The organism is Photobacterium malacitanum, assembly GCF_900185615.1.
GTDB lineage: Bacteria > Pseudomonadota > Gammaproteobacteria > Enterobacterales > Vibrionaceae > Photobacterium > Photobacterium malacitanum.
In genome coordinates this window covers 293534-314804 of sequence record NZ_FYAK01000001.1, presented here as the reverse complement: position 1 = coordinate 314804, position 21271 = coordinate 293534, and the positions used below count along the sequence as shown (strand labels likewise).

Here is a 21271-nt window from a genome sequence, read left to right as displayed (position 1 = left end):
TAACTCCTTATTAAGGTTAGCACTTAATATCAAACATGACGCTTTTAGTTATCGCATAGACAAATAACAGTAATAAAGGAATAAAGAAAAAATGGCTGCACAAAAATTAACCCGAGGACGATTAATTCAAATTATTGTTTTAATGACCGTTTTAATTACTGCATTTATCTGGAGAACGGTAACTTACCAAAAGCCAGCTGTAACAAAAGTTCAAGCTAATGTATGTAGTTTAAACACGGGAAACTGTATATTTACGATTGATAATAAACCAGTAACAGTTTCGTTATTACCGCTTGATCCTAAAGCAAATATACCACTCAAATTGCATATAAGTAATATTGCTGTAAATCCAAGCGCAACAGTTAATGGCGTTAGTATGAATATGGGTATATTACCGGTTATATTTAAACAACAAAAAGAAGGGTGGCTAGGTGAATTTACAGTGCCTCAATGTACTACAGATAAAATGACTTGGGCGATTGATATTAAAATTAATAACACTATTTACACTTCAGAGTTCACAGTGACCAAATAAGGTATATGGCGCAATTCCCTGCGCCGAATATTAACTACAGAGTAAATTTCTAAAGTGAATATTTACTCTGTATAAATCATTTTTTTTGTCATCCCACCATCAATAACAAAATTTTGTCCCGTAATAAATCCAGATTGATTACAAATTAAAAATTCGACCATTTCTGCAATATCATCAGTATGACCGACACGACCAACAAGATGTTGCTGGTGATCTGTGCTATTTAGAATCTCATTTGATGAGTTTATCCATCCTGGTGAAATACAATTGACTTTAATTTCAGGACCTAAGCTGACAGCTAACGCGTGAGTTAAAGAGACAATCCCACCCTTAGTGGCACTGTAAGCTTCTGTATTTGCTTCAGATTGTAATGCCCGCGTTGATGATATATTTACAACATTACCTTTTGAAATTTTTAGCAATGGTAAACATTGCTGGGTGATCATTAAAGGAGCAGTTAAGTTTATATCTATAATGCGTTGCCACTCATCTAATGATAAAGAATCTAATGGCGTATTATAAGGGTTGGCTATCGCAGCATTATTAATTAGCCCATCAAGCCGTCCAAATTGTAACGTTATCTCATTAACAATTGCTGTTATATCTTTTCTATTAGTGACATCTGCTGGCCAAAACCGTATTTTAGGATTATCTGCAACCAGTTGATGACCAGCATCAATATCAATATCGATAGCAATAACAATGTTATTTTTTTTTGATAAATACTGACAAATACCTTTGCCTATACCTTTTGCACCACCTGTAACTAATATAACATTTTGAACAATTGAATGTGACATAACACTCCTTGAGTCGATTATGTGTACTATGATAGGAGATAACAGGTTAATTCCTAATAATAAGATAAAAAATAATAATTAAAAATGATTTGCTTACTGATCATATTAACAAAAATGATTATTATAAGGAAAAATTAAAAAGATATGGCTATGGATATTGCAACAAGCTTTTCAGTGTTAAATGATTCTTATGATGCAATTGTTGATGCGATTAACAAGTTGGATGAGAAGATAGCGCCTCCATCATTACTTTTGTTGTATTTTTCAGAAGATTACGATTACGACGTATTACAGTTAACATTAACTAAATATTACCCAAATACTCCTTTTCTAGCATGTTCATCTTGTCAGGGATTCATGACCGAAAACGGTTATATAAATGGACAAGGTATCGCTCTCTGGGCGATAAATGATATTGTCGGCGCTTACGGGACATCAATTGTTTCTTCTAATGGTTCTACTTTTGACATTGCCCGCCAAGCAATACTTAAAGCAATTAACAATAGTGGCCGCCTTGGTGAATCACCAACATTAATTTTACTGCATGCAACACCGGGCTGTGAAGAAGAAGTCATTAGAGGAATAGAAGACGTTGTTGGAACAAACATTGCGATCATTGGAGGCAGTGCGGCTGACGATCACGTTCAAGGTAATTGGCGAATTTTCAACCATGAACAACAAACACAGCAGGGTATAGGAATCGCTGTTTTCTATCCGAATTGTGAAGTAAGTTTTTCTTTTCACTCAGGTTATGCAGCAACCACTTATTCAGCAATAGCCACAAAAGTGCAAGGTCGTGAGTTGATTGAATTAGATCATCAACCAGCTGCAGATATTTATCAACAATGGATTCAACAAAATTTTGAAGCAAATAGCAGTATTATTAATGAAAGTAGTTTAAATCCTCTGGGCCGTTTGGTTGGTGAGATTCATGATTTACCTTATTTTAAATTAGCTCATCCCTTGATGGTGACAAAAACTAATGGTTTAAAAATGTTTGCCTCAATTATTGAAGGTGAGCGTTTATACTTTATGACTGGTACAGATGAACGATTGATCACTCGAGCTGGACGCGTTGTGACGGCAACAAATGGAATTAAATTAAATCCAATCGGTGGCCTCGCGATTTATTGCGCTGGTTGTATGCTTAAAGTTCAACACCGAATGGAAGAAGTTGCATTATTTATGAAAATAGCTATGCATGATAAATCCTTTGTTTGCCCATTCACATTTGGTGAACAAGGGCAGTTTGTAACCGGTGAGAATGCACATGGTAATTTAATGATTTCAGCTGTTGTTTTTCATAGGGACTAATAATTATGATTGGTTTTGATTCAGAAAAACTACAGGAAACGTTATTAGATCTTCAACGTAGTCAAGAAAGAGAGAATCAACTACGAATAGAAAATGCCGCCATTCTTGAAGGCGTTTCAGCTATGGCGGGTGCAAATAATAAACGGCAGGTGTTTAATAGTTTATTAGCTGTGCTAAGAAAATTCATTGCGTTTGATAATGCGATTGTTTTAACTCGTGATGACGAAGCATCAGATCTGCATGTGTTAATGAGTACTGCTACCAATTTAGATTTCGATTATTGGCAAGTGGGAAATACTTTTAATCGCTGTATTAATGGTGAATGTATCGCTTTATATTCACCTAAAGACGTTGATGAATTTAAAAATAAAAGCCCCGAATTATTAACGATTTGTAGTTCTAGCTTAATCACTGGAGTCAAAATAAGTTCAGGGGATGCCATGATCATCCTGATGAGTACTGAGAAAGGTCATTTTACTTCCAGTTGCCGTCGAGTTTTAAATCGGTTCAGGCCATTACTTGAACGAGCGATTATCGATATTGATTATCGCGAGCGGCTACAATCATTAGTTACCGCGCGCACGCAAGAGCTCACACATAGCCAACAACGCTTTAAAGATTTTGCACGTACTGTTGGTGATTGGTTCTGGGAAATAGATACTGATTATAATTTTAGCTATATATCAGCATCACATATAGCTAACCACTTAATAGATAAAGATAATATCATGGATATCTTTGATGGCCATGACAATTTTAAACAGCAATTCCGTGAGCAATTACAAAAAAATCAATCGTTTGAAGATCTTGAATGGCAATTAGTCATTGATGGAAAAGATCAATGGTTAAGTTTTAGTGGTACGCCTTATTATAATAAGCGAGGGTTATTACTGGGTTATCGTGGCACAGCCAAAAATATCAGCATTAGGAAAAAAAGGTTATTTGATTTACAACAAGCCCGCCAACAAGCTGAATCCGCCAACAAAGCTAAATCACAATTTATCGCAATGATGAGTCATGAGATACGGACACCATTGAATGCCGTACTTGGCTTGATGGATCTATTATCATCGTCAGGTTTAGAAGATGAGCAGCAGCAATGGCTAGGGCAAATGGAGCAATCGGCTCATTTATTACTGACTATTATCAATGACATTCTTGACTTGTCACGTATTGAATCTGGTAGTTTTGAGTTATTTAACAGTAATATAAATTTCTCCGATAGTATTACTTTGGTCAAAAACCAGCTACAACCAGAAGCCAATAAAAAAGATATACTTTTAGAATGTGATATTGATGAGTCAATTCCTGAGTATATTTATGCTGATAAAAATCGCATCATTCAGATCATGTTTAACCTTATTGGTAATGCGATTAAGTTTACAAATATTGGCTCAGTTAAAATTGTAGCAACTAAAGTAGATAATGATATTGAAGTATCAGTGTTTGATACTGGAATTGGTATTGCAGATGATGCTCTAAATAGTCTCTTTAATCCATTTCATCAAGCTGATGGTAGTATTACACGTAAGTATGGTGGTACCGGTTTAGGTCTAACAATCAGCCAACTACTGATTAAGAAAATGAAAGGCAGCATTTCAATTAAGAGTGAGCTTGGCGTAGGCAGTTGCTTTACGATAAGAATTCCAATTCTTCCTGCAATAATTAAAAAAGAGCAGTTAATAGAAATAATGCCGACTAAATCAACTCAGCCGCTGAACATATTACTTGCAGAAGATAGCCCAACAAACCAGCTTGTTGCTAAGCTAATGTTAGAACGACGAGGACACAAAGTTACTATAACTAATCACGGTGAAGAGGCAATATCTAAACTGTTACAGTGTCACAAGTTGTTTGATTTAGTGCTAATGGACATATCAATGCCAGTTTTAGATGGTTTAGAAGCAACTAAATACATCAGAAAGCTCAATATTGACACACCAATCGTGGCATTAACCGCAAATGCCATGCAAAATGATCAATTTATGTATCAACAAGCTGGAATGAATGGTTTTTTAGCCAAACCAATACGGCCTGAGGAATTAGATAAAATGCTCATTAAGTACCAAAACCAATCAATAACTCAGTAAATATTTCCTGCATTGCGTCGAATATATCATATAGGAAGATAATCAAAGCTGCCGTTAAAGGCTGCTTTGAGCTATTAGTAATTTACAGCTAATTTAAGTACCAAGCAAAATGAAATGTGCGGCAGTATTTAAATTAGATGTAAATTACCTATTTTATGGTAAATAGCCAATACTGTTAAATAGCATAGTTAGCAACAGTCCTGTAGCTAAAGGGTGGGTAACAAAGCTATCAATTTAGATAAGATGATCCATGTATCTCGTAATTCAACACTCTATTTAACATAATATACATAATGCGCACTTAAGGTGTAGCTCCCAAGGTAAAGTGTCTCTTTTCTGCAAAGCTAAAATGTCCTGTTTTTCTATAGTGATCAGTATCTGCTGATCAATATGAGTTAAACAAAATATGTTGGTGACCATGAATGACAAAGAGATATTTCGTTTAGGTACAATTCGTGATGTTTGCGAAAAACGGATCAGACGCAAAGATGCTGCTCAGCTTCTTAATGTCAGTGTTCGTCAGGTTCAACGATTAATAACACGCTATCGAGATCTTGGTGCTGTTGGTTTAGTGCATCAACGTCGTGGACAATCGCCAGGCAACAAGATTAATGCTGATATACGCCATCAATGTTTAAACCTGATCCACGAATATTATTCAGACTTTGGACCCACATTGGCACGTGAAAAATTGATTGAACGTCACGGTATTAAAATTGGATTAGAAACCTTACGCCAATGGATGATCGCTGATGGACTTTGGGTGCCACATTTCAAACGTAAGCCTCGTGTTTATCAACCACGTCATCGACGTGATTGTTATGGTGAGTTAATTCAGATAGATGGCTCACATCATGATTGGTTTGAAGGCCGCAGTGACAAATGTTGTTTGTTGGTTTTCATTGATGATGCCACCGGTAAACTGATGAACTTACGTTTTAGCGAAACAGAATCTGCGTTTGATTACATGGTCGCCACGCGTGAATATAAAGCGTGACTTCCCTACTTTATGCTCTATTTTTCTCGCTTTATCCATCGACTATGTCATATTCCAGCGGTCAATAAATATTACCTAAACACTTAGAATTAAGACAATAAGGTATAGTTATCTTAAAGATTGTTCCTAAAAACCATTCAAACTATCGTGTTAATATCGATTTTATGGTGGTTATACTTGTTTCACAATTGCATCTTTAGCTGTTTTGTATAAAATACTAAGACGCTTTATCCGTTTTCGGTGTGGTGTATTTGATGACAATTTAGCTATCGCTTTATAGCTAAAACTGATAGATAAGAATAAAAATGAACGATGAAGTAAACGACGATTGTAAACGTATTGGGCGTTTCGATGTTGATTTTGCACGTAGGACCATAACGCGAATTAGTGACGGAGCTTTTATTAAAGCCTCTCGATCAGAAACCTTAATTTTTACTCTTCTTGCTGAAAAAGCGAATAATACAATATATAGAGAAGTATTATTAGCTGAATGCTGGCAAGGAAAAGTTGTGACCAACAATTCTTTAACTGTCGCAATCAAAAACTTACGTACAGCTTTTGCAAAAATTGGTGAGCATAAAATAATAACCACAGAGCCAAAACTAGGTTATTGTATTAGACAATCAGCACTTATTGATGATGGTTCTCACCCACCTAAAATTAATGACATTATTAGTGATAAGAATAATGTTCAGCCAATTATTTTAAAAGAAGAAACAGATAATAAGCAGCCATTAAGCTTACCAAATAAAGTAAAGATAGACGATCCACGGACATGTAATATTAGCTTGTTTGAAATTCTTGTTGGAATTTTATTTTTCTTTGCAACATTAACAATTTGTTATCGTTTCTTATTTTTCATGGACACTACTTCTGTTGAGGGGTTGCCAGTTATTTATAACGGCGTTGATTTACCTAAACCCGTTCAAAATGCTATCTTGCAGAATGACAACAGTAGCATAAGCAGATGGTATGCGTTCCCTATTAGTAAATCATGTAATTACTACCAATTATTTAGCGTAAGTAATGGTCAATTTATTAATTACTCACCTACTATTAAGCAGGAAATTTGCAGTGTTAAATAAAGCGCTTATTGGTATTGTTAGTGCGATCGTATTTTTAATGGTACAGGCGATAATAAGCTCCGTTAATACCAAGGCTTCATACGAGTTCTCAGTTAAAAATACTATTGAATTAAAAGAAACATTAAAAATAACATTGAATGATGGACATGCATCAATGTTGTTTTCACAGAATGGATTAAATGCTCACCCTAGCAGCTTTGATGGCTTCTTTTTACGCTTTCAAAATCATTACTTTTTATTAGGTATTGAGCATATAGGTAAAAATAATTCACAGCTAATGTTTAATAGCTTTTTTATTGATTCATTACGCACAGGTAATGCTATTTATATATCTGGAACCTCTTCTTTTTGTGACGATAATAACGCCCCTAATGTATTATTAGGCAAAAGAATAGTTAATTAAATAATAAAAGCCATTTGATGTGGCTTTTATTTTATACAAAAGCATAAAGTTATAGTGCATTAGAATTAGTGGTTCACTCATTATCATCTAATTGATATTATTAGTATTCAATTAGGAGTATTTATGGCAATTACTATTAGAGATATCGATCAGCATTACTATATGATTGAAGCATTAAAATCTCTGACAGAAACAAATGTAACAACAAAAGCATTAATTAAAGGCGGTTATTTAGCCGTTGAAATAGGTGAAAAATTAGAACAAGAGACGCTTCGACGCCAACAAGCAGAAAAAGAACTTATTGAATTAAAAGAAAAAATTTCGTCATTTATTAATAGTAAAGAAGAATTAATAAAATCTATTCGATAATAATATAGCCCGAGATTATTCTTCTTCTTGGGCTAATTCTCTTTATCACTTATAACTAACTCATCAAACCCTGTTTTAGGATCATAGCCTCGAGAGAAAATCATATTGTTAAACGAGACCATGCATAGTTCAGTAGTATAAGAAACAATACAGCCAGGCATCAGATGTCCTCCATAAACATTTCCTTCCCTATCTGCAACTGAAATATGAACATGAATATGTTGGGGAGTTAATGTCCCGGATAGCGTTATTATTTCTAAGGGGCCCGTTATATTAAGTGTATTATTCTCATTAGCTAACCGAATATTAGCATGTGATAAACATCCGACACCTGTTAATAATGATCCCGCTTGAATATCATTCACTTTAACAATATCTAGCAGCGAATTACGTAAATCATCCCCTTTGACTAATCGTTTTGCATAAGGCGTTATCATTGATGACCTTTTATATAAATAAAAACGTTACCTTTATAGGTAACGTTTCATTGTTAAATACTTTAATTATGCTCTTTTTCCACGTTTTGATGCTGGAGTATTATGCGGAAAAACATTTTTAATACGTTGTTTTACTTTATTTGGAATTGTTTTTGAAAAATCAAACTTGGTCGCAAATCGTGTTTTATATACTTTAACTCGCCCAGTAAATGGCTCTTTATGTGCAATTTCTCGACAAGATTTCTGAAATCCCGTTGGTACTTGTCCTTTTGATTTAATAAGTTCACCTTCTTTAAACTCGAGTACCATTATTGGTCGATCCTTGAACACAAGAAAAACAACGACAATAGCTAATAAAAGAACATATTCCATTACACACTCCCTAGTAATCAAATTGAGCTGAAAGAGAAGTACCAACGACTAAATCAAAAAGTATTTTACTCAAAAGAATCTGAATTAAGTAGTTGGTTTAGATCATTTTTTAAATCAGATACTTTTTGGCTGGCTTGTTCTGTACGAGAACTTTCGCTAATCAAGTATTCAATAGTATCCGATAATGTTGAGCCTAACTCTTGCGATTTTTCTGCTAACTTTTCCCAAACTCGGTAATCTAAATCAATAGATTTCTTTTTTGTATGCTTCTGTTCTGAGTTAAAATGTCGCTTTCGTTTAGCACGAATAGCTTGTTTTAGTTTATTCTCCAAAGCATTGGCCATATTATTATCAATCCACTCGATAACTTTGGTTGGCTCATGCTCAAGATCAAGTAATATTTTTATAGCGACATCTGCCTCACTTTGATCGACAAAGCTTGTTATTGCCTCTCCTTCTTTCCATTTTTTAACCAAATAAGTCCATTTCCAACCTGCTTCAAGGTTCTCAAGTTGCTGATATTTCATAGGATTGATAATTCTCAAACAATTTAGACTGATTGTTACAGTGTAACTCTAGAGTGGTAAAATAACAATCTCTTCCCTCAATATTAAATAACCTTAATATTGAAATTTAAATATAGACGATAAGTGTCTATTATGAGCCCTTTGATTGCTTTATACTGCACATCTTTTCACAGTAACAATAGAAATCATAAATTTATGCATGAAGAATCTTGGCGTAACATGTTTCCTGATTACAGCCCATATCAGCACGTTTTAGATCAATATGATGATTTAAACCCTACTCTGGTTGGCATTCTCCAATCTCGCCTATCAGATGCAGTACGCCGCTTCACCGCGATGAATTTACAGCCACGCATTCTACGCATTACGGCTTCCGATAACACCTTATATCGTGACTACATTATTGAATTGCTAAAAAAAAGTATCAATAAGCCAAGCATCAATAATGAAAATACCGTAGCGCAGCCTATCATCATCGCAGGTGACAACGTCACTCATGAGAAGCTCTTTGGCGCAGTCTACCCAGCTAAAAGCGGTGAAACGCAGCCTCAACTAAAGCATGGCCTCTTACATCAAGCCCATAACGGTTACCTTGTTTTATCGATCACCGCTATTTTAAGTGATCCAAGCTTATGGCCACAATTAAAAAATGTTTTAATGGATGGTCAACTTGAATGGCGTCCAATATCAAATAAACATCTTTATAATCTACCAGCACCAGAAAGCGTTAACGTAAAACTTATAATTATAGGTGAGCGTTACCTGATGGCTGAACTTGATACTGCCGAGCCTGATTTAAGTGACGGCATGGCAATGTATGGTGAGTTTGAACAAGACTTATTGCTGAACGAAGCAACACTAACAGATTACTTACGCTATATTAAAGGCATTAGTCATCACTATGGTTTACCACCACTTGCTGATTCTGATGCAATTCATGCCGTATTACAGGCAGGTGCTCGCCATGCAGAAGATCAAACACGATTGCCTTTATGCCCATTATGGCACTTGAATCTGTTGTCAGAAGCTGCTGTCGAGTCTGAAGGCGCATCAATCACAGCTCAACATATTAAAGATTCGCTAAGAGCCAAAGAGTATCGAGAATCATATTTACCAGAGCGTGCTATTGCCGATATCCATCATGGCCAAGTTTTAATCGCGACTGAAGGTGAAGAAATAGGACAAGTAAATGGCTTAACCGTCGTCGAAATGCCTGGTCACCCAAGTGCTTATGGCGAACCAGCTCGTATTTCTTGTGTGGTTCATTTTGGCGATGGAGACATTGCCGATGTTGAACGAAAAGTTGAACTGGGTGGCAATATTCACGCAAAAGGCATGATGATTATGCAAGCTTTTGTTGCTACAGCACTTGATTTAGACCAAGCACTTCCCTATTCAGCATCTATTGTTTTTGAACAATCATATTCTGAAGTCGATGGTGATAGTGCGTCTCTTGCTGAACTTTGTGCTCTTATGTCGGCACTATCATCGCAACCTATCAATCAAGAAGTTGCGGTTACTGGTGCAGTAGATCAATTTGGTCGTGTACAAGCCGTTGGCGGTATCAATCAGAAAATTGAAGGTTTCTATAAGGTTTGTGTACATCGAGGCCTTACTGGTAATCAAGGGGTTATTTTACCGCATACCAATCTATCAAGCTTGTGCCTAAATGATGAAGTGATTGAAGCGATCAAAGCAAAACAATTCCACGTATGGCCTGTAAATAATGTTGATGAAGCAATTCCTCTTCTTACAAACAAACCTTTCCGTAGTGAAAATGAAGATGATGAAACTATCCTCTCTTTAATTGAAGAACGTATTGATTATTTCCATCATGGTGATCTTTCTAACGAAGTTGGTTTTGTTAATCGAATGAGATTTGCTATTTCTAACTGGTTGGGCCAGAACTGATCCGAGTTGTTTAGCTTACACGTGTACGCTAAATTGCTAGCATACTTTTGAAGGAGTAAATGATTCTAATGACACGCCAGAATTCTTATACACACGAAGAACTAGTTGCATGTGGTAAAAGCGAACTATACGGTCCTGAATTTCCATCACTACCAGTAGATAATATGCTGATGATTGACCGTGTTGTTAATATCTCTGCAGAAGGTGGAGACCACGGCAAAGGTTTTATCCATGCGGAATTAGATATCAATCCTGATCTATGGTTCTTCAACTGTCATTTTATTGGTGATCCAGTTATGCCAGGTTGCCTTGGTCTTGATGCTATGTGGCAACTTGTTGGTTTCTTCCTTGGTTGGTCAGGCGGCGAAGGAAAAGGACGCGCACTCGGTGTAGGTGAAGTTAAATTCACGGGTCAAGTATTACCAACAGCGAAAAAAGTAACTTACGATATTCAGCTTAAACGTGTTATCAACCGTAAACTTATTATGGGTGTGGCTGATGGACGTGTACTTGTTGACGGTAAAGAAATCTACGTAGCTAAAGATCTTAAAGTAGGTCTGTTTAAAGATACTGACAACTTTTAAGTTTTTACAATTTAGATACTTAAGCTCTGAAGTTCGCTTCAGGGCTTTTTTTATCTTATCTATTATTTATCCACCAGCAAAAACTATAAAATATAAGTATCAAATAGCTTCTTATAAATACTATCTTATTTGAGTGCATAAACTACAAGCTAACACAAAAGATTGCATTTCTAGCTAGGTGTATAATTTAAACATTATAAATATGATAGCAATTTGATGAATTATCATAATAAAAAGCCCCTTCTCCTAAGGGGCATCAGAAAGGTTAACCATGAGGGAGGTTATCTTATTTATAGAGACCTTGTTGCATGTCCTCTCTTGCGTCTCGCCAACCGCCTAACCAATTCGTACGGGCGTCTGTACCGTTGTACGGACAATCATCTGTAGAACGGCCATTCAAACCGGCTTGATAACCTCGAGCTTGTGCGCGTTCTAAACGATCCCGCTTTTGTCTCTTCATAGTTCGATCCTCATTCCTTATCTGTTTGGTACTTTCATTACAATAAAGTAATGCAGGAGTGTGTTAACTCCTTTATTAAAAATGGGTCATATTTCGAAATTGATCAAGCCTAAAAACAAAACGGGCTCACAAATTGTGAGCCCGTTGCAATTAAACAATTTAATTATTAAATTATTTTCTTCTTCTGAAACCAATAAAGCCGAGTGCTGTCAAAGCTAAAATGCCTAGAGAACCACCAGAGCGCTTATACGGTTTATCTTCATCTTTTGCACGAGGTTGAATGACTGCATCGGTATTTTTAGGAACTAATTTAACAACAACTTGTTGCTCAGTACCGCTACAATGTGCAAGTTTACTTAAATTCTCATAACCACCAGCACAATAGAATGCTGTCGCTGAAATCACGCCAGCATTATTAATACCCGTTGCATTCATAATACGGTATGAGTTAGCAACAGAGTTAGCAGCACCGCCATCATTGGTTAAATCATCAAGCATCCAAGCCCCACCCGTCGTTAACGGACCTTGAGCTGCACCATTGATATAAGTAAAGGCACGATGACGCGCTTCTGCACCATTACTTGCTTCAGCATCAACCCAACCGACAACTTGACCATTATTATTGATTGCAGCAGCATTACTGTTTGAGTCTTTAAAAAACAGTGAAGGTGCTAGTTGATCAAAGAATTTAGCATTACCTTGACCCACTTGATAGATAAATGCACGTTGTGGTTTTGTGCCGTTACCTTTTGCATCACCAACAATCACAGAATGACTATTAACACCATTTGCCATCGTGTAAGTAAAATCACGATCATCACCTGGCTTAATATCCAAACCAGGAATTGCTGTAGCAGTCCATGACGCTAAACTACTATCATTAGGTGTAAAGTAAGTTGCTTGCATAGCATAGAAGTCATCTCTAACATCTGCAGTAGAGTAACCAACAGCAATTGGAGTATCGTCACTCTTTAGTGCAACAGCTTGTGCCGATGCTTGGAATGATAACGTATCATTGTCTTTATCAATTACAGCTAACCCTGCACGATTATTACCACTACCTGCAGTAATTGCACTAGCTGCTACCGATGTCTTGGTACCATTAGCATCAACGATCCAAAATGCAGCTTCGTTAGCAAATGTACTAAATTGACATTCCCAATTAGCATATAGATTATTAGATGGATTAATCGCACACTGCTTAAATCTATTAAAATCTAAATCTTTTGCGCTATCTTTTAATATATCATCGGCATTTGGTAATTTATTCGAATCTTCACGGAAATTACCATCGCGATCTTGAGCATAAAAGCTTGGCGCATAAGATGATGAACCAACAACAAGCAGATTACCATCCTTCATAGCAACAGCATCATTCGCTTGAGTTTGTCCCATATTTGAAACAAGTTCATTCGATGTCGTTACAGGTGCTAATTGAACAGATTTATCATTTACATTAACAAAACCACGTTTGCTAAATGCTCTTGGCTTACCTGTTGCGTTTTCAAATAATGCCGATGATGTAATACCATAAACAAAATCAGTACCTACAGCACCTTTAACAATACTATCAGTGGTATTTGCAACAATTGAACCTAGATTCTGTTTTTGCGTGCCATCATACTTTGCATCATCTTCAGCAAAAGTATTTACAGGCGCACCATCAACTAAGCCTTGAGTATTAGAATGATAGCCATTAATCCAAGCCGCTTGTTTTTTCTGTAAGCCACCTAAACCCTGACCATTCCATACATCATTTTCAGAATAATCACGTCCAAAAAACTGATTGTCAGCCCATGAATCACAAATCCCATAACCAAGATTGTTTTCACAATAGTAGCGTAATTGAGATTGCGTTGTTATGTCTTGGCTATTTTGATTATACGGCGTGGTATCTGCAATCGGTGTACCTTCTGTACCACGACTTGCTTTACTCGTTACGTTATAAGCTTCAGTTTTACAATCTGCAGTGAAACAACTCGCATCAGTACCTGAGTCTTGAATGCCTGTACTTGAATATTCAAGTGGAGCACCAGATTGCGCATTATTAAAATAAGGCTGATCGTTTAATGTACTATTCTGATCAACAGGTACAATCGTATATACAGCAGCACTCGCTTGTGAGGCAGCAGCAATTAAAATCGCAAGTGTAGAAAGCTTTAAAATCTTATTTGGCATTAGGGTTCCTTTACATCGCGTCCAGTTCTTCCCATCGTTCAAATGCTACTTCAAACTCTTGTTCTAACTTAGCTAAAGCTGTTAGCGTCGCTTGAGTATCATTCTTCGGATCCGAGAAGAACGCAGGATCATTAATTTGTTCCTGCAATTTTGCGATTTCATTTTCTAAGTCTTCAATTTTTTGCGGTAAAGCAGCTAGCTCATGTTGAAGTGTAAAAGATAACTTCTTACCTGCACGTTTAGGTGTCGCTTGTTGCTGTTTCTGTTCTTGATCAGCTTTTTTCTTTTTTGCTAATTCAATTTGAGCAGCCTGCTCTTTTGCTTGATTGGCATAAGAATTAGCACGTTGAGATTGAGCATCATGGTAACCGCCAACGTATTCGTTAACAACGCCATCACCTTCAAAAATCCAGCTCGTAGTCACAGTATTATCAACAAATTGACGATCGTGACTCACTAAAAGTAATGTTCCTTGATAATTGGCAAGAATATCTTCTAAAAGTTCCAATGTTTCGATGTCTAAATCGTTTGTTGGTTCATCAAGTACCAATAAATTATTAGGTTTAAGGAACAATTTTGCCAATAATAAACGGTTTTTCTCACCACCCGATAACGCTTTAACTGGTGTACGAGCACGGCGTGGGTGGAATAAGAAATCTTGTAAGTAACCTAACGCATGACGTGTTTTGCCATTAATAGTTACTTCTTGCTTACCGTCAGCAAGGTTGTCCATTACCGTTTTCTCTGGATCGAGAATTTCACGGTATTGGTCAAAGTAAGCTACTTCTAATTTAGTACCACAGTGGAAGTCACCTTCTGTGGCTTGTAATTTATCAAGCATCACTTTAATTAGTGTACTCTTACCACAGCCGTTAGGACCAATTAATGCAATACGATCGCCACGCATAACATTAAAGCTAAAGTCTTTAACGATTTGCTTATCACCGTAACTATAACCGATGTTTTTAGCTTCAAAGACAATCTTGCCTGAGCGGTTGGCATCTTGTAGCTGCATATCAGCCTTACCGACAACGTCACGACGCTCACTACGTTCATTACGTAATGCTTTAAGTGCACGTACACGACCTTCATTACGGGTACGACGAGCTTTGATACCTTGACGGATCCAAACTTCTTCTTGTGCAAGTTTCTTATCAAATAACGCGTTTTGTTCTTCTTCTACGCGAAGTAACTCAGCTTTCGCCTCTAGGTAACCTTCATAGTCACCAGGGAAAGACACTAATTGACCACGATCTAAGTCAATAATACGTGTTGCCATTGAACGAATGAATGCACGGTCGTGAGAAATAAAGATAATTGAACCGCGAAAATCTTTTAGGAAACCTTCTAGCCATTCGATGGTTGTAACATCAAGGTGGTTAGTTGGCTCATCCAATAATAGAATATCAGGATCACATACAAGGGCACGTGCAAGTGCTGCTTTACGTTGCCAACCACCAGACAGGTCAGTTAACAAAGTCTGTGGTTCTAATTTTAAACTCTCTAGTACTGTGGCAATACGAGTATCAAGCTGCCAACCATTATGGTGATCAACCTGTTCTTGAATACGTGCTAGCTTATTAATATTTGCTTCACTAGGATCTTCTGTCACCAAATCTAACTGATGATGATATTCACGCAATACACGACCAGCGTCAGCAAGACCTTCAGCAACATAATCAAATACAGAACCTTCAGCATTACGCGGTGGATCTTGCTCTAAGCGTGAAACCACCAGCTCGTTTTGACGTTGAATGCTACCGTCATCAAGTAATACCTCACCAGCAATCACTTTCATTAGTGTCGATTTACCTGCGCCATTACGGCCAACAAGACAAACACGTTCATTAGAATGAAGAATGAATTCTGCTTTATCAAGTAAAGCATGATCGCCATAGGCTAGTTGGGCGTTACTGATTTTAATTAGTGCCATCTTTTTTAACCAAGCTCATTAGTAATTAACCATGCTGTTATCCTATTTCGATCAAACGGCCAATGAAGTTCTGGCGTTGAAATAGTGTGATCATCATGATTTGAAATCGAGAGTACGGGTATTGTTACACCGTAACGAGAGAATAAAGCATCGTCAAAGGCAATATCAACGATGCTTACTTGATGCTGCACACCCATCTCCACCAGCAAACTATAAGCTTGCTCGCAGAGATGACATCCTTGTGTGCTATAAAGTGTTATTAACACTTAGTCTTCCTTGTGGGTAATAATCCAACAGTTATGGATTTGCTTATTCTTAGCGAAATCAAGTGGTAATGTTTTATCTGAAATATTCTTAGCGTGTAGACCAAGTTCAGTTAATTTCTCAAGATCCATCTTGAAATGACGCTTATTGTTAGAGAATACAATCTGTCCATCAGGACGCAGCATACGCTTTAGATTTTCCATCAACATGATGTGATCACGTTCAATATCAAATGTCTGCTTCATACGCTTAGAGTTTGAGAACGTTGGTGGATCGATAAAAATCAAATCAAATGTATCATCAACTTCTTGTAACCATTGTAGACAATCTGCTTGAACAAACTCATGCTGTTCACCCACTTGATTATTAAGCTCCATGTTCTCTTGAGCCCAACGTAAGTACGTATTTGACATATCAACAGTTGTTGTTGATTTTGCGCCACCTACTGCAGCATGAACAGTTGCCGAGCCGGTGTAAGCAAACAAGTTAAGGAAATCTTTCCCTGCTGCCATTTTACCTAGCATACGACGGGTAATACGATGATCTAAGAATAGGCCAGTATCAAGGTAATCATAAAGATTCACTTTAAACTTAATACCATATTCATCAACGATCATGTGACGTTCTGCACTTGATAGTTTTTGATATTGATTACGGCCTTTTTGGCGCTCACGTACTTTTAGAATAACTTTATTTGGCTCAACGCCTGTTACTTCAATCGTGGCACGTAATACATCCATAATACGACGACGAGCTGTTTCTTCAGAAACCGTCTTTGGTGCCGCGTATTCTTGAATGATAAGGTAATCATTGTATTTATCGATAGCGGCATTGTAGTTAGGAAGATCCGCATCATAAATACGGTAACACTCAACGCCTTCACGCTTAGCCCATTTACCTAACTTGGCAATATTCTTTTTCAAACGGTTTGCAAAATCAGGTGCTACGTCTTGTTGAACAATAACGCCTTCTTGCTCGCCATCTTCTTTCTTAACACTACCTGCAGTAATTAAATACGTTTTAAGTACACAATCAAGCGCACCATTTTTTAATTTAAATTGTTTATCTGCACGCATACGCATACAGCTTAGCAATTCATTTGAACCCGAGTAGATAGCCGCAACTGAACCTTCAAAGGCCAGCTTTAAACGGTTACCAAATTCTTTATACAATGAGATAAGTTCAGATGTTGTACCTAAACGCTCACCGTATGGAGGGTTACAAAGAATAATACCAGTCTCAAAACCTTCTGGACGAATAAGTTGTGTTGCATCACCGTATGCAAAGTCAATCAGACTCTTTACACCGGCACGGCCAGCATTATCACGAGCGATCGCTAATACACGTTGATCCATTTCACGACCAAAGAATTTCGTCGTTACTTTTGATGGGCCACGACGCGCTTTCACTGTCGCTTCAGCATGAATTTCTAACCATGCTTCTTTATCAAAATCTTTAATTGACTCAAAGCCCCAACGCTTACGTTTAAGGCCTGGTGCAATTTCAGCAGCCATCATAGCGGCTTCAATCACGAGCGTACCAGAACCACACATTGGATCTAATAATGCGGTTTCTGGTGTCCAACCGCTTTTCATCACCAATGCAGCAGCATGGGTTTCACGTAAAGGCGCACGACCGGCTTCGCTACGGTAACCACGTTGGTGTAAACCGCTACCAGCCATATCTAGACCAAGAATACCTTTCTCACCAGACAGACGCATATGAATACGTAGATCTGGATTTTCACGATCGATATTAGGGCGACGAAGATCTGCTTTAGTAAAACGGTCAACAATCGCATCTTTGATTTTCATCGCACCATATTGGCTATTGCGGATTTCGCGGTTAGTACCGTTGAAGTCAACCACAATACGGGTATTGCTATCAAAGTGGCTCATCCAATTAATCGCCGTTGCACCTAAGTATAAGTCCATATCATCACGGACATTAAACTCACTCAGCACTTGGATGATTCGAGAGGAAATACGAGTCCATAGACAGCAACGATAAGCCATTGCTTGATCTGCTTTAAAACGGACACCGGCATGCACAACTTGAATGTTTTGTGCACCTAATTGTTCTAATTCATCCGCAAGCAAGTTTTCTAGGCCGCGGGAAGTAATCGCTAAATATTGATTCATGGCGTTCTTTTCACACTAATATTGCATCGAATTATAACTGAAATCACATTAAATACCTCGCTTTTAGCACAATCAATTCACTAATTTAATGAAAAAAACAGCCTTTGATTCCCTGTCAACATTGTTACCTGACATATTTGAATAAAATTTCATCGTACTAACGATATTTTCCAATAGCAAACAATAGGGCGATTCACATCAAATTATTGTTCAAAATTAAACTCAAAAACGGTTGTCCATATAAGTAAACAATATATAACCAACTGTATTTAAATAATAAAAATAACAAAACAGCTAAAAATACAAACTATATTTAAATATATATCAAACACAAAAAGACAACATTGGAATAAATGGAATATTGTCGAGCAAGTTTTATCAATCAGCTATCAATTATTGTTAAATAAGGAAGTTAATTGATTGAGTTTGAGATAAATAACAACAAATAAAGTGAGTTATGCTGGTATTTACATCATCAAGGTGAACGTTTTTTATACTAAAATGGCGGAATTTTAGATCATGATCACATGTTGTTAGTACTTAATGTCACTTTATTGTCTCTGCTTTGCTCTAATACCACCAGCAAGCTCTAGTAGTGGACGTTATTTAATCAACACATTAATGTGATTAAGCAGCTACGAAAGACGAGTCAACCACTGACACAAATAGATTGCATCATCAATAGTCATCAATAGATGCGTAACGCTAACGAATCTAAGGTGTGATGACTTAACTAAGTGGGACGCTTTACTTTGATGTGAGGAACAACAATACAATAAGGAAGGAGTAACAAATGAAATGATGGAACTAATAGTTCATAATAAAATAGGTCTTAACAAGCAAGTAAAATAAGGGAGCTACATAAGAGTAACTCCCTACCCTACCAGCGCAAGACCTATAGGCAATGATCCTGAATAAGGTGAAATGCGATTATTCATAACTCGAATAGTATCTGAAAAATTAAGTTCCTTATCATGATCAAGTTTTATTGGGGTAACATCAGCTAACATGCAGAGGCTTGAATTTCCGTCAGTTTCTATAATAATAAACCGCGCATAATCATCAGCCGTTTTTAAAATAACCACCTCCCCCCAATCAGGATCAACACCTGCTTGTGGAACAAAAAACCAACTTTTTAGCATTAATGGTTTTTGAAACCGATATGCCGCGACTGCATTTAAAGCGAGTTCAGATTTTCGTGCTTCTGATAACGGTAAATCAACCATGCCTTCTTTAAAGGTTTGGTAAGCTGCAACATCGGCCACAGTGAAGATTTGATTTGAAATGGATTTAGCTTCAACCGTTAATTGCTTTGCTGGTATAGCCACGCAAAACAATAATTCATTACCAAGTTCTAGCATTAATGTATTTCTCTTAGTATCAAATTGCCAATACCAAGAATTATTAGGTGTTAGCATAACATCCTCTCTAGCTTGCTATGTGTCTAGATTATAGACAAAATTTTACGTCACCAATGGTGAATTAAAAGAGGAAGATTTTGAAAAATACATTAACGTTAAATCTGTATTTTTGTGAGATTTTCAATTTTTAGATATAAAAAAGCCAAATTGAAAGCAATAATCAATTTGGCTTAATCAATAACATGAACGTTACATCATACTGATATATTAAAGGCCATTAACAATGTCTTTAACTAAGCGAGGACCATGATAAATAAATCCGGTATAAACTTGAACTAATTGAGCCCCAGCATGGATCTTTTCACGCGCCGCCATTGCTGAATCGATACCGCCTACACCAATAATCGGTAGTGCACCATTCAAAGCAACCGCCATTTTACGAATAACGTCAGTACTCTTGTTTTGTAATGGACGGCCACTTAAGCCTCCCGTCTCATCGCAATGATCCATACCTTCAACCATAGTACGATCTAGCGTAGTATTAGTACCAATTACACCGTCAATCTTATTGCGAATAAGTGATTCACATACCTGAACAATTTCTTGATCATCAAGATCTGGGGCGATCTTAAGCGCTAATGGAACATATTTTCCATGTTTTTCGGCAAGCTCTGCTTGTTTTTGCTTTAATTGTGCTAACAAGTCATCTAATGCTTCACCATATTGTAATGAACGTAACCCTGGTGTATTTGGTGATGAGATATTCACTGCGATATAACCAGCATACTGATAGACTTTTTCCATACAGATTAAATAGTCTTCAGCACCCTTTTCAATTGGTGTGTCTTTATTTTTACCAATGTTAATACCAATAACACCGTCATAGGTCGACTTCTTCACGTTCTCAACTAAGTTATCAACGCCAAGGTTATTAAAACCAAAACGGTTAATGATGCCTTCTGCTGGAATTAAACGAAATAAACGTGGCTTATCATTTCCCGATTGAGGACGTGGGGTTACGGTACCTACTTCAACAAAACCAAATCCCATTGCGCCAAATGCATCAATACATTCGCCATTTTTATCAAGGCCAGCAGCCAAACCAACAGGATTTTTAAACGTAATGCCCATCACTTCAACAGGACGTTCTGGAACATGTTGACGATAGAAGAGATCAAGTGGAGTACCAGTAAAGCGAGAAAAATTCTGAATAGCGAGGTCGTGTGCTTTTTCTGCATCCAACTGGAAAATAGCGGATCGTGCGATGCGATATAACATTATAACTCCATTAAAAATCCCGTATAAACGGGGTGGTATTATTCACAGTTATAGTGCTAAATACAATCCCTATTAATTTGATTATTATCAACAAAACAGATACTTATAATTTATATCAATATTTACAATGAGTTATAAATCACTCTTATTTAAAATAAACCCCATAAAAAGCAAACGTTTTCGTTGGAGTGTATCAAAAACCATCCAATCCAACATACCAGATACAATTTCA

Annotated in this window: 19 protein-coding genes and 1 pseudogene; 9 read left to right on the top strand and 11 right to left on the bottom strand. The window is 36.9% G+C overall.

All coding sequences use genetic code 11. From position 1 onward, the window contains the following. The first annotated feature begins 91 nt into the window (after nt 1–91). On the top strand, nt 92–535 hold the full coding sequence (locus PMAL9190_RS01400; protein WP_087843586.1) for a hypothetical protein: 444 nt from the start codon (nt 92–94) through the stop codon (nt 533–535). 62 nt (nt 536–597) lie between these two features. Here PMAL9190_RS01400 and PMAL9190_RS01395 read toward each other — a convergent pair whose 3' ends face one another. Then, a complete protein-coding gene (locus tag PMAL9190_RS01395) occupies nt 598–1335 on the bottom strand; it encodes an SDR family oxidoreductase (protein WP_087843585.1) in 738 nt (245 codons plus the stop codon). Nucleotides 1336–1485: 150 nt separating this feature from the next. On the opposite strand from PMAL9190_RS01395, the gene PMAL9190_RS01390 reads away from it, so the two are divergent. The 6 genes and pseudogenes from PMAL9190_RS01390 (at nt 1486) to PMAL9190_RS01365 (ending at nt 7593) form a co-directional block, all read left to right on the top strand. Next, a complete protein-coding gene (locus PMAL9190_RS01390; RefSeq protein ID WP_087844186.1) occupies nt 1486–2649 on the top strand; it encodes an FIST signal transduction protein in 1164 nt (387 codons plus the stop codon). A gap of 5 nt (nt 2650–2654) precedes the next feature. Further along, the gene (locus PMAL9190_RS01385) at nt 2655–4739 is read left to right on the top strand and encodes an ATP-binding protein (protein ID WP_087843584.1); all 2085 of its coding nucleotides are present in this window, start codon (nt 2655–2657) and stop codon (nt 4737–4739) included. A gap of 418 nt (nt 4740–5157) precedes the next feature. Continuing rightward, nucleotides 5158–5727: pseudogene (locus tag PMAL9190_RS01380) on the top strand (helix-turn-helix domain-containing protein); the annotation flags it as partial. A 314-nt stretch (nt 5728–6041) separates the two neighbouring features. After that, entirely contained in the window at nt 6042–6821 is a 780-nt protein-coding gene (locus tag PMAL9190_RS01375) for a winged helix-turn-helix domain-containing protein (RefSeq protein ID WP_087843583.1), read from the top strand. Continuing rightward, a complete protein-coding gene (locus PMAL9190_RS01370) occupies nt 6811–7224 on the top strand; it encodes a hypothetical protein (protein ID WP_087843582.1) in 414 nt (137 codons plus the stop codon). The genes PMAL9190_RS01375 and PMAL9190_RS01370 overlap by 11 nt, the downstream gene beginning before the upstream one ends. Before the next feature lie 123 nt (nt 7225–7347). After that, the gene (locus PMAL9190_RS01365) at nt 7348–7593 is read left to right on the top strand and encodes a hypothetical protein (protein ID WP_087843581.1); all 246 of its coding nucleotides are present in this window, start codon (nt 7348–7350) and stop codon (nt 7591–7593) included. A gap of 32 nt (nt 7594–7625) precedes the next feature. On the opposite strand, the gene PMAL9190_RS01360 is transcribed toward PMAL9190_RS01365, so the two are convergent. The 3 genes from PMAL9190_RS01360 to matP all read right to left on the bottom strand — a co-directional run bounded on the left by PMAL9190_RS01360 (nt 7626) and on the right by matP (nt 8929). Then, nucleotides 7626–8030 (bottom strand): PPC domain-containing DNA-binding protein, encoded by a 405-nt coding sequence (locus PMAL9190_RS01360; protein ID WP_087843580.1) that lies wholly within the window; start codon nt 8028–8030, stop codon nt 7626–7628. A 66-nt stretch (nt 8031–8096) separates the two neighbouring features. Beyond that, entirely contained in the window at nt 8097–8402 is a 306-nt protein-coding gene (locus tag PMAL9190_RS01355; RefSeq protein WP_087843579.1) for a DUF3634 family protein, read from the bottom strand. Between the two features lie 65 nt (nt 8403–8467). Continuing rightward, nucleotides 8468–8929 (bottom strand): macrodomain Ter protein MatP, encoded by a 462-nt coding sequence (gene matP / locus PMAL9190_RS01350; RefSeq protein ID WP_087843578.1) that lies wholly within the window; start codon nt 8927–8929, stop codon nt 8468–8470. A gap of 195 nt (nt 8930–9124) precedes the next feature. Here matP and PMAL9190_RS01345 point away from each other — a divergent pair, with 195 nt between their 5' ends. Both PMAL9190_RS01345 and fabA read left to right on the top strand, forming a co-directional pair. Then, entirely contained in the window at nt 9125–10840 is a 1716-nt protein-coding gene (locus tag PMAL9190_RS01345) for an AAA family ATPase (RefSeq protein WP_087843577.1), read from the top strand. A gap of 68 nt (nt 10841–10908) precedes the next feature. Beyond that, complete coding sequence (gene fabA, locus PMAL9190_RS01340; RefSeq protein WP_045029019.1) at nt 10909–11424, top strand: 3-hydroxyacyl-[acyl-carrier-protein] dehydratase FabA; 516 nt, start codon at nt 10909–10911, stop codon at nt 11422–11424. A gap of 286 nt (nt 11425–11710) precedes the next feature. On the opposite strand, the gene rmf is transcribed toward fabA, so the two are convergent. The 7 genes from rmf to pyrD form a co-directional block, all read right to left on the bottom strand. Continuing rightward, complete coding sequence (rmf, locus tag PMAL9190_RS01335) at nt 11711–11884, bottom strand: ribosome modulation factor (RefSeq protein ID WP_087819751.1); 174 nt, start codon at nt 11882–11884, stop codon at nt 11711–11713. A gap of 171 nt (nt 11885–12055) precedes the next feature. Then, nucleotides 12056–14062: a DUF3466 family protein gene (locus tag PMAL9190_RS01330; protein ID WP_087843576.1), complete on the bottom strand. Its 2007-nt coding sequence runs from the start codon at nt 14060–14062 to the stop codon at nt 12056–12058. Between the two features lie 10 nt (nt 14063–14072). Continuing rightward, on the bottom strand, nt 14073–15995 hold the full coding sequence (uup, locus tag PMAL9190_RS01325) for an ATP-binding cassette ATPase Uup (RefSeq protein WP_087843575.1): 1923 nt from the start codon (nt 15993–15995) through the stop codon (nt 14073–14075). A 5-nt stretch (nt 15996–16000) separates the two neighbouring features. Continuing rightward, nucleotides 16001–16261 carry a glutaredoxin family protein gene (locus tag PMAL9190_RS01320; RefSeq protein WP_087843574.1) on the bottom strand — a complete coding sequence of 87 codons (261 nt, stop codon included), beginning with the start codon at nt 16259–16261 and terminating at the stop codon, nt 16001–16003. Then, complete coding sequence (gene rlmKL, locus PMAL9190_RS01315) at nt 16262–18400, bottom strand: bifunctional 23S rRNA (guanine(2069)-N(7))-methyltransferase RlmK/23S rRNA (guanine(2445)-N(2))-methyltransferase RlmL (protein WP_087843573.1); 2139 nt, start codon at nt 18398–18400, stop codon at nt 16262–16264. 875 nt (nt 18401–19275) lie between these two features. Next, the gene (locus tag PMAL9190_RS01310; RefSeq protein WP_087843572.1) at nt 19276–19818 is read right to left on the bottom strand and encodes a cell division protein ZapC; all 543 of its coding nucleotides are present in this window, start codon (nt 19816–19818) and stop codon (nt 19276–19278) included. A gap of 210 nt (nt 19819–20028) precedes the next feature. After that, a complete protein-coding gene (gene pyrD / locus PMAL9190_RS01305; RefSeq protein WP_087843571.1) occupies nt 20029–21039 on the bottom strand; it encodes a quinone-dependent dihydroorotate dehydrogenase in 1011 nt (336 codons plus the stop codon). Nucleotides 21040–21271: the final 232 nt, after the last annotated feature.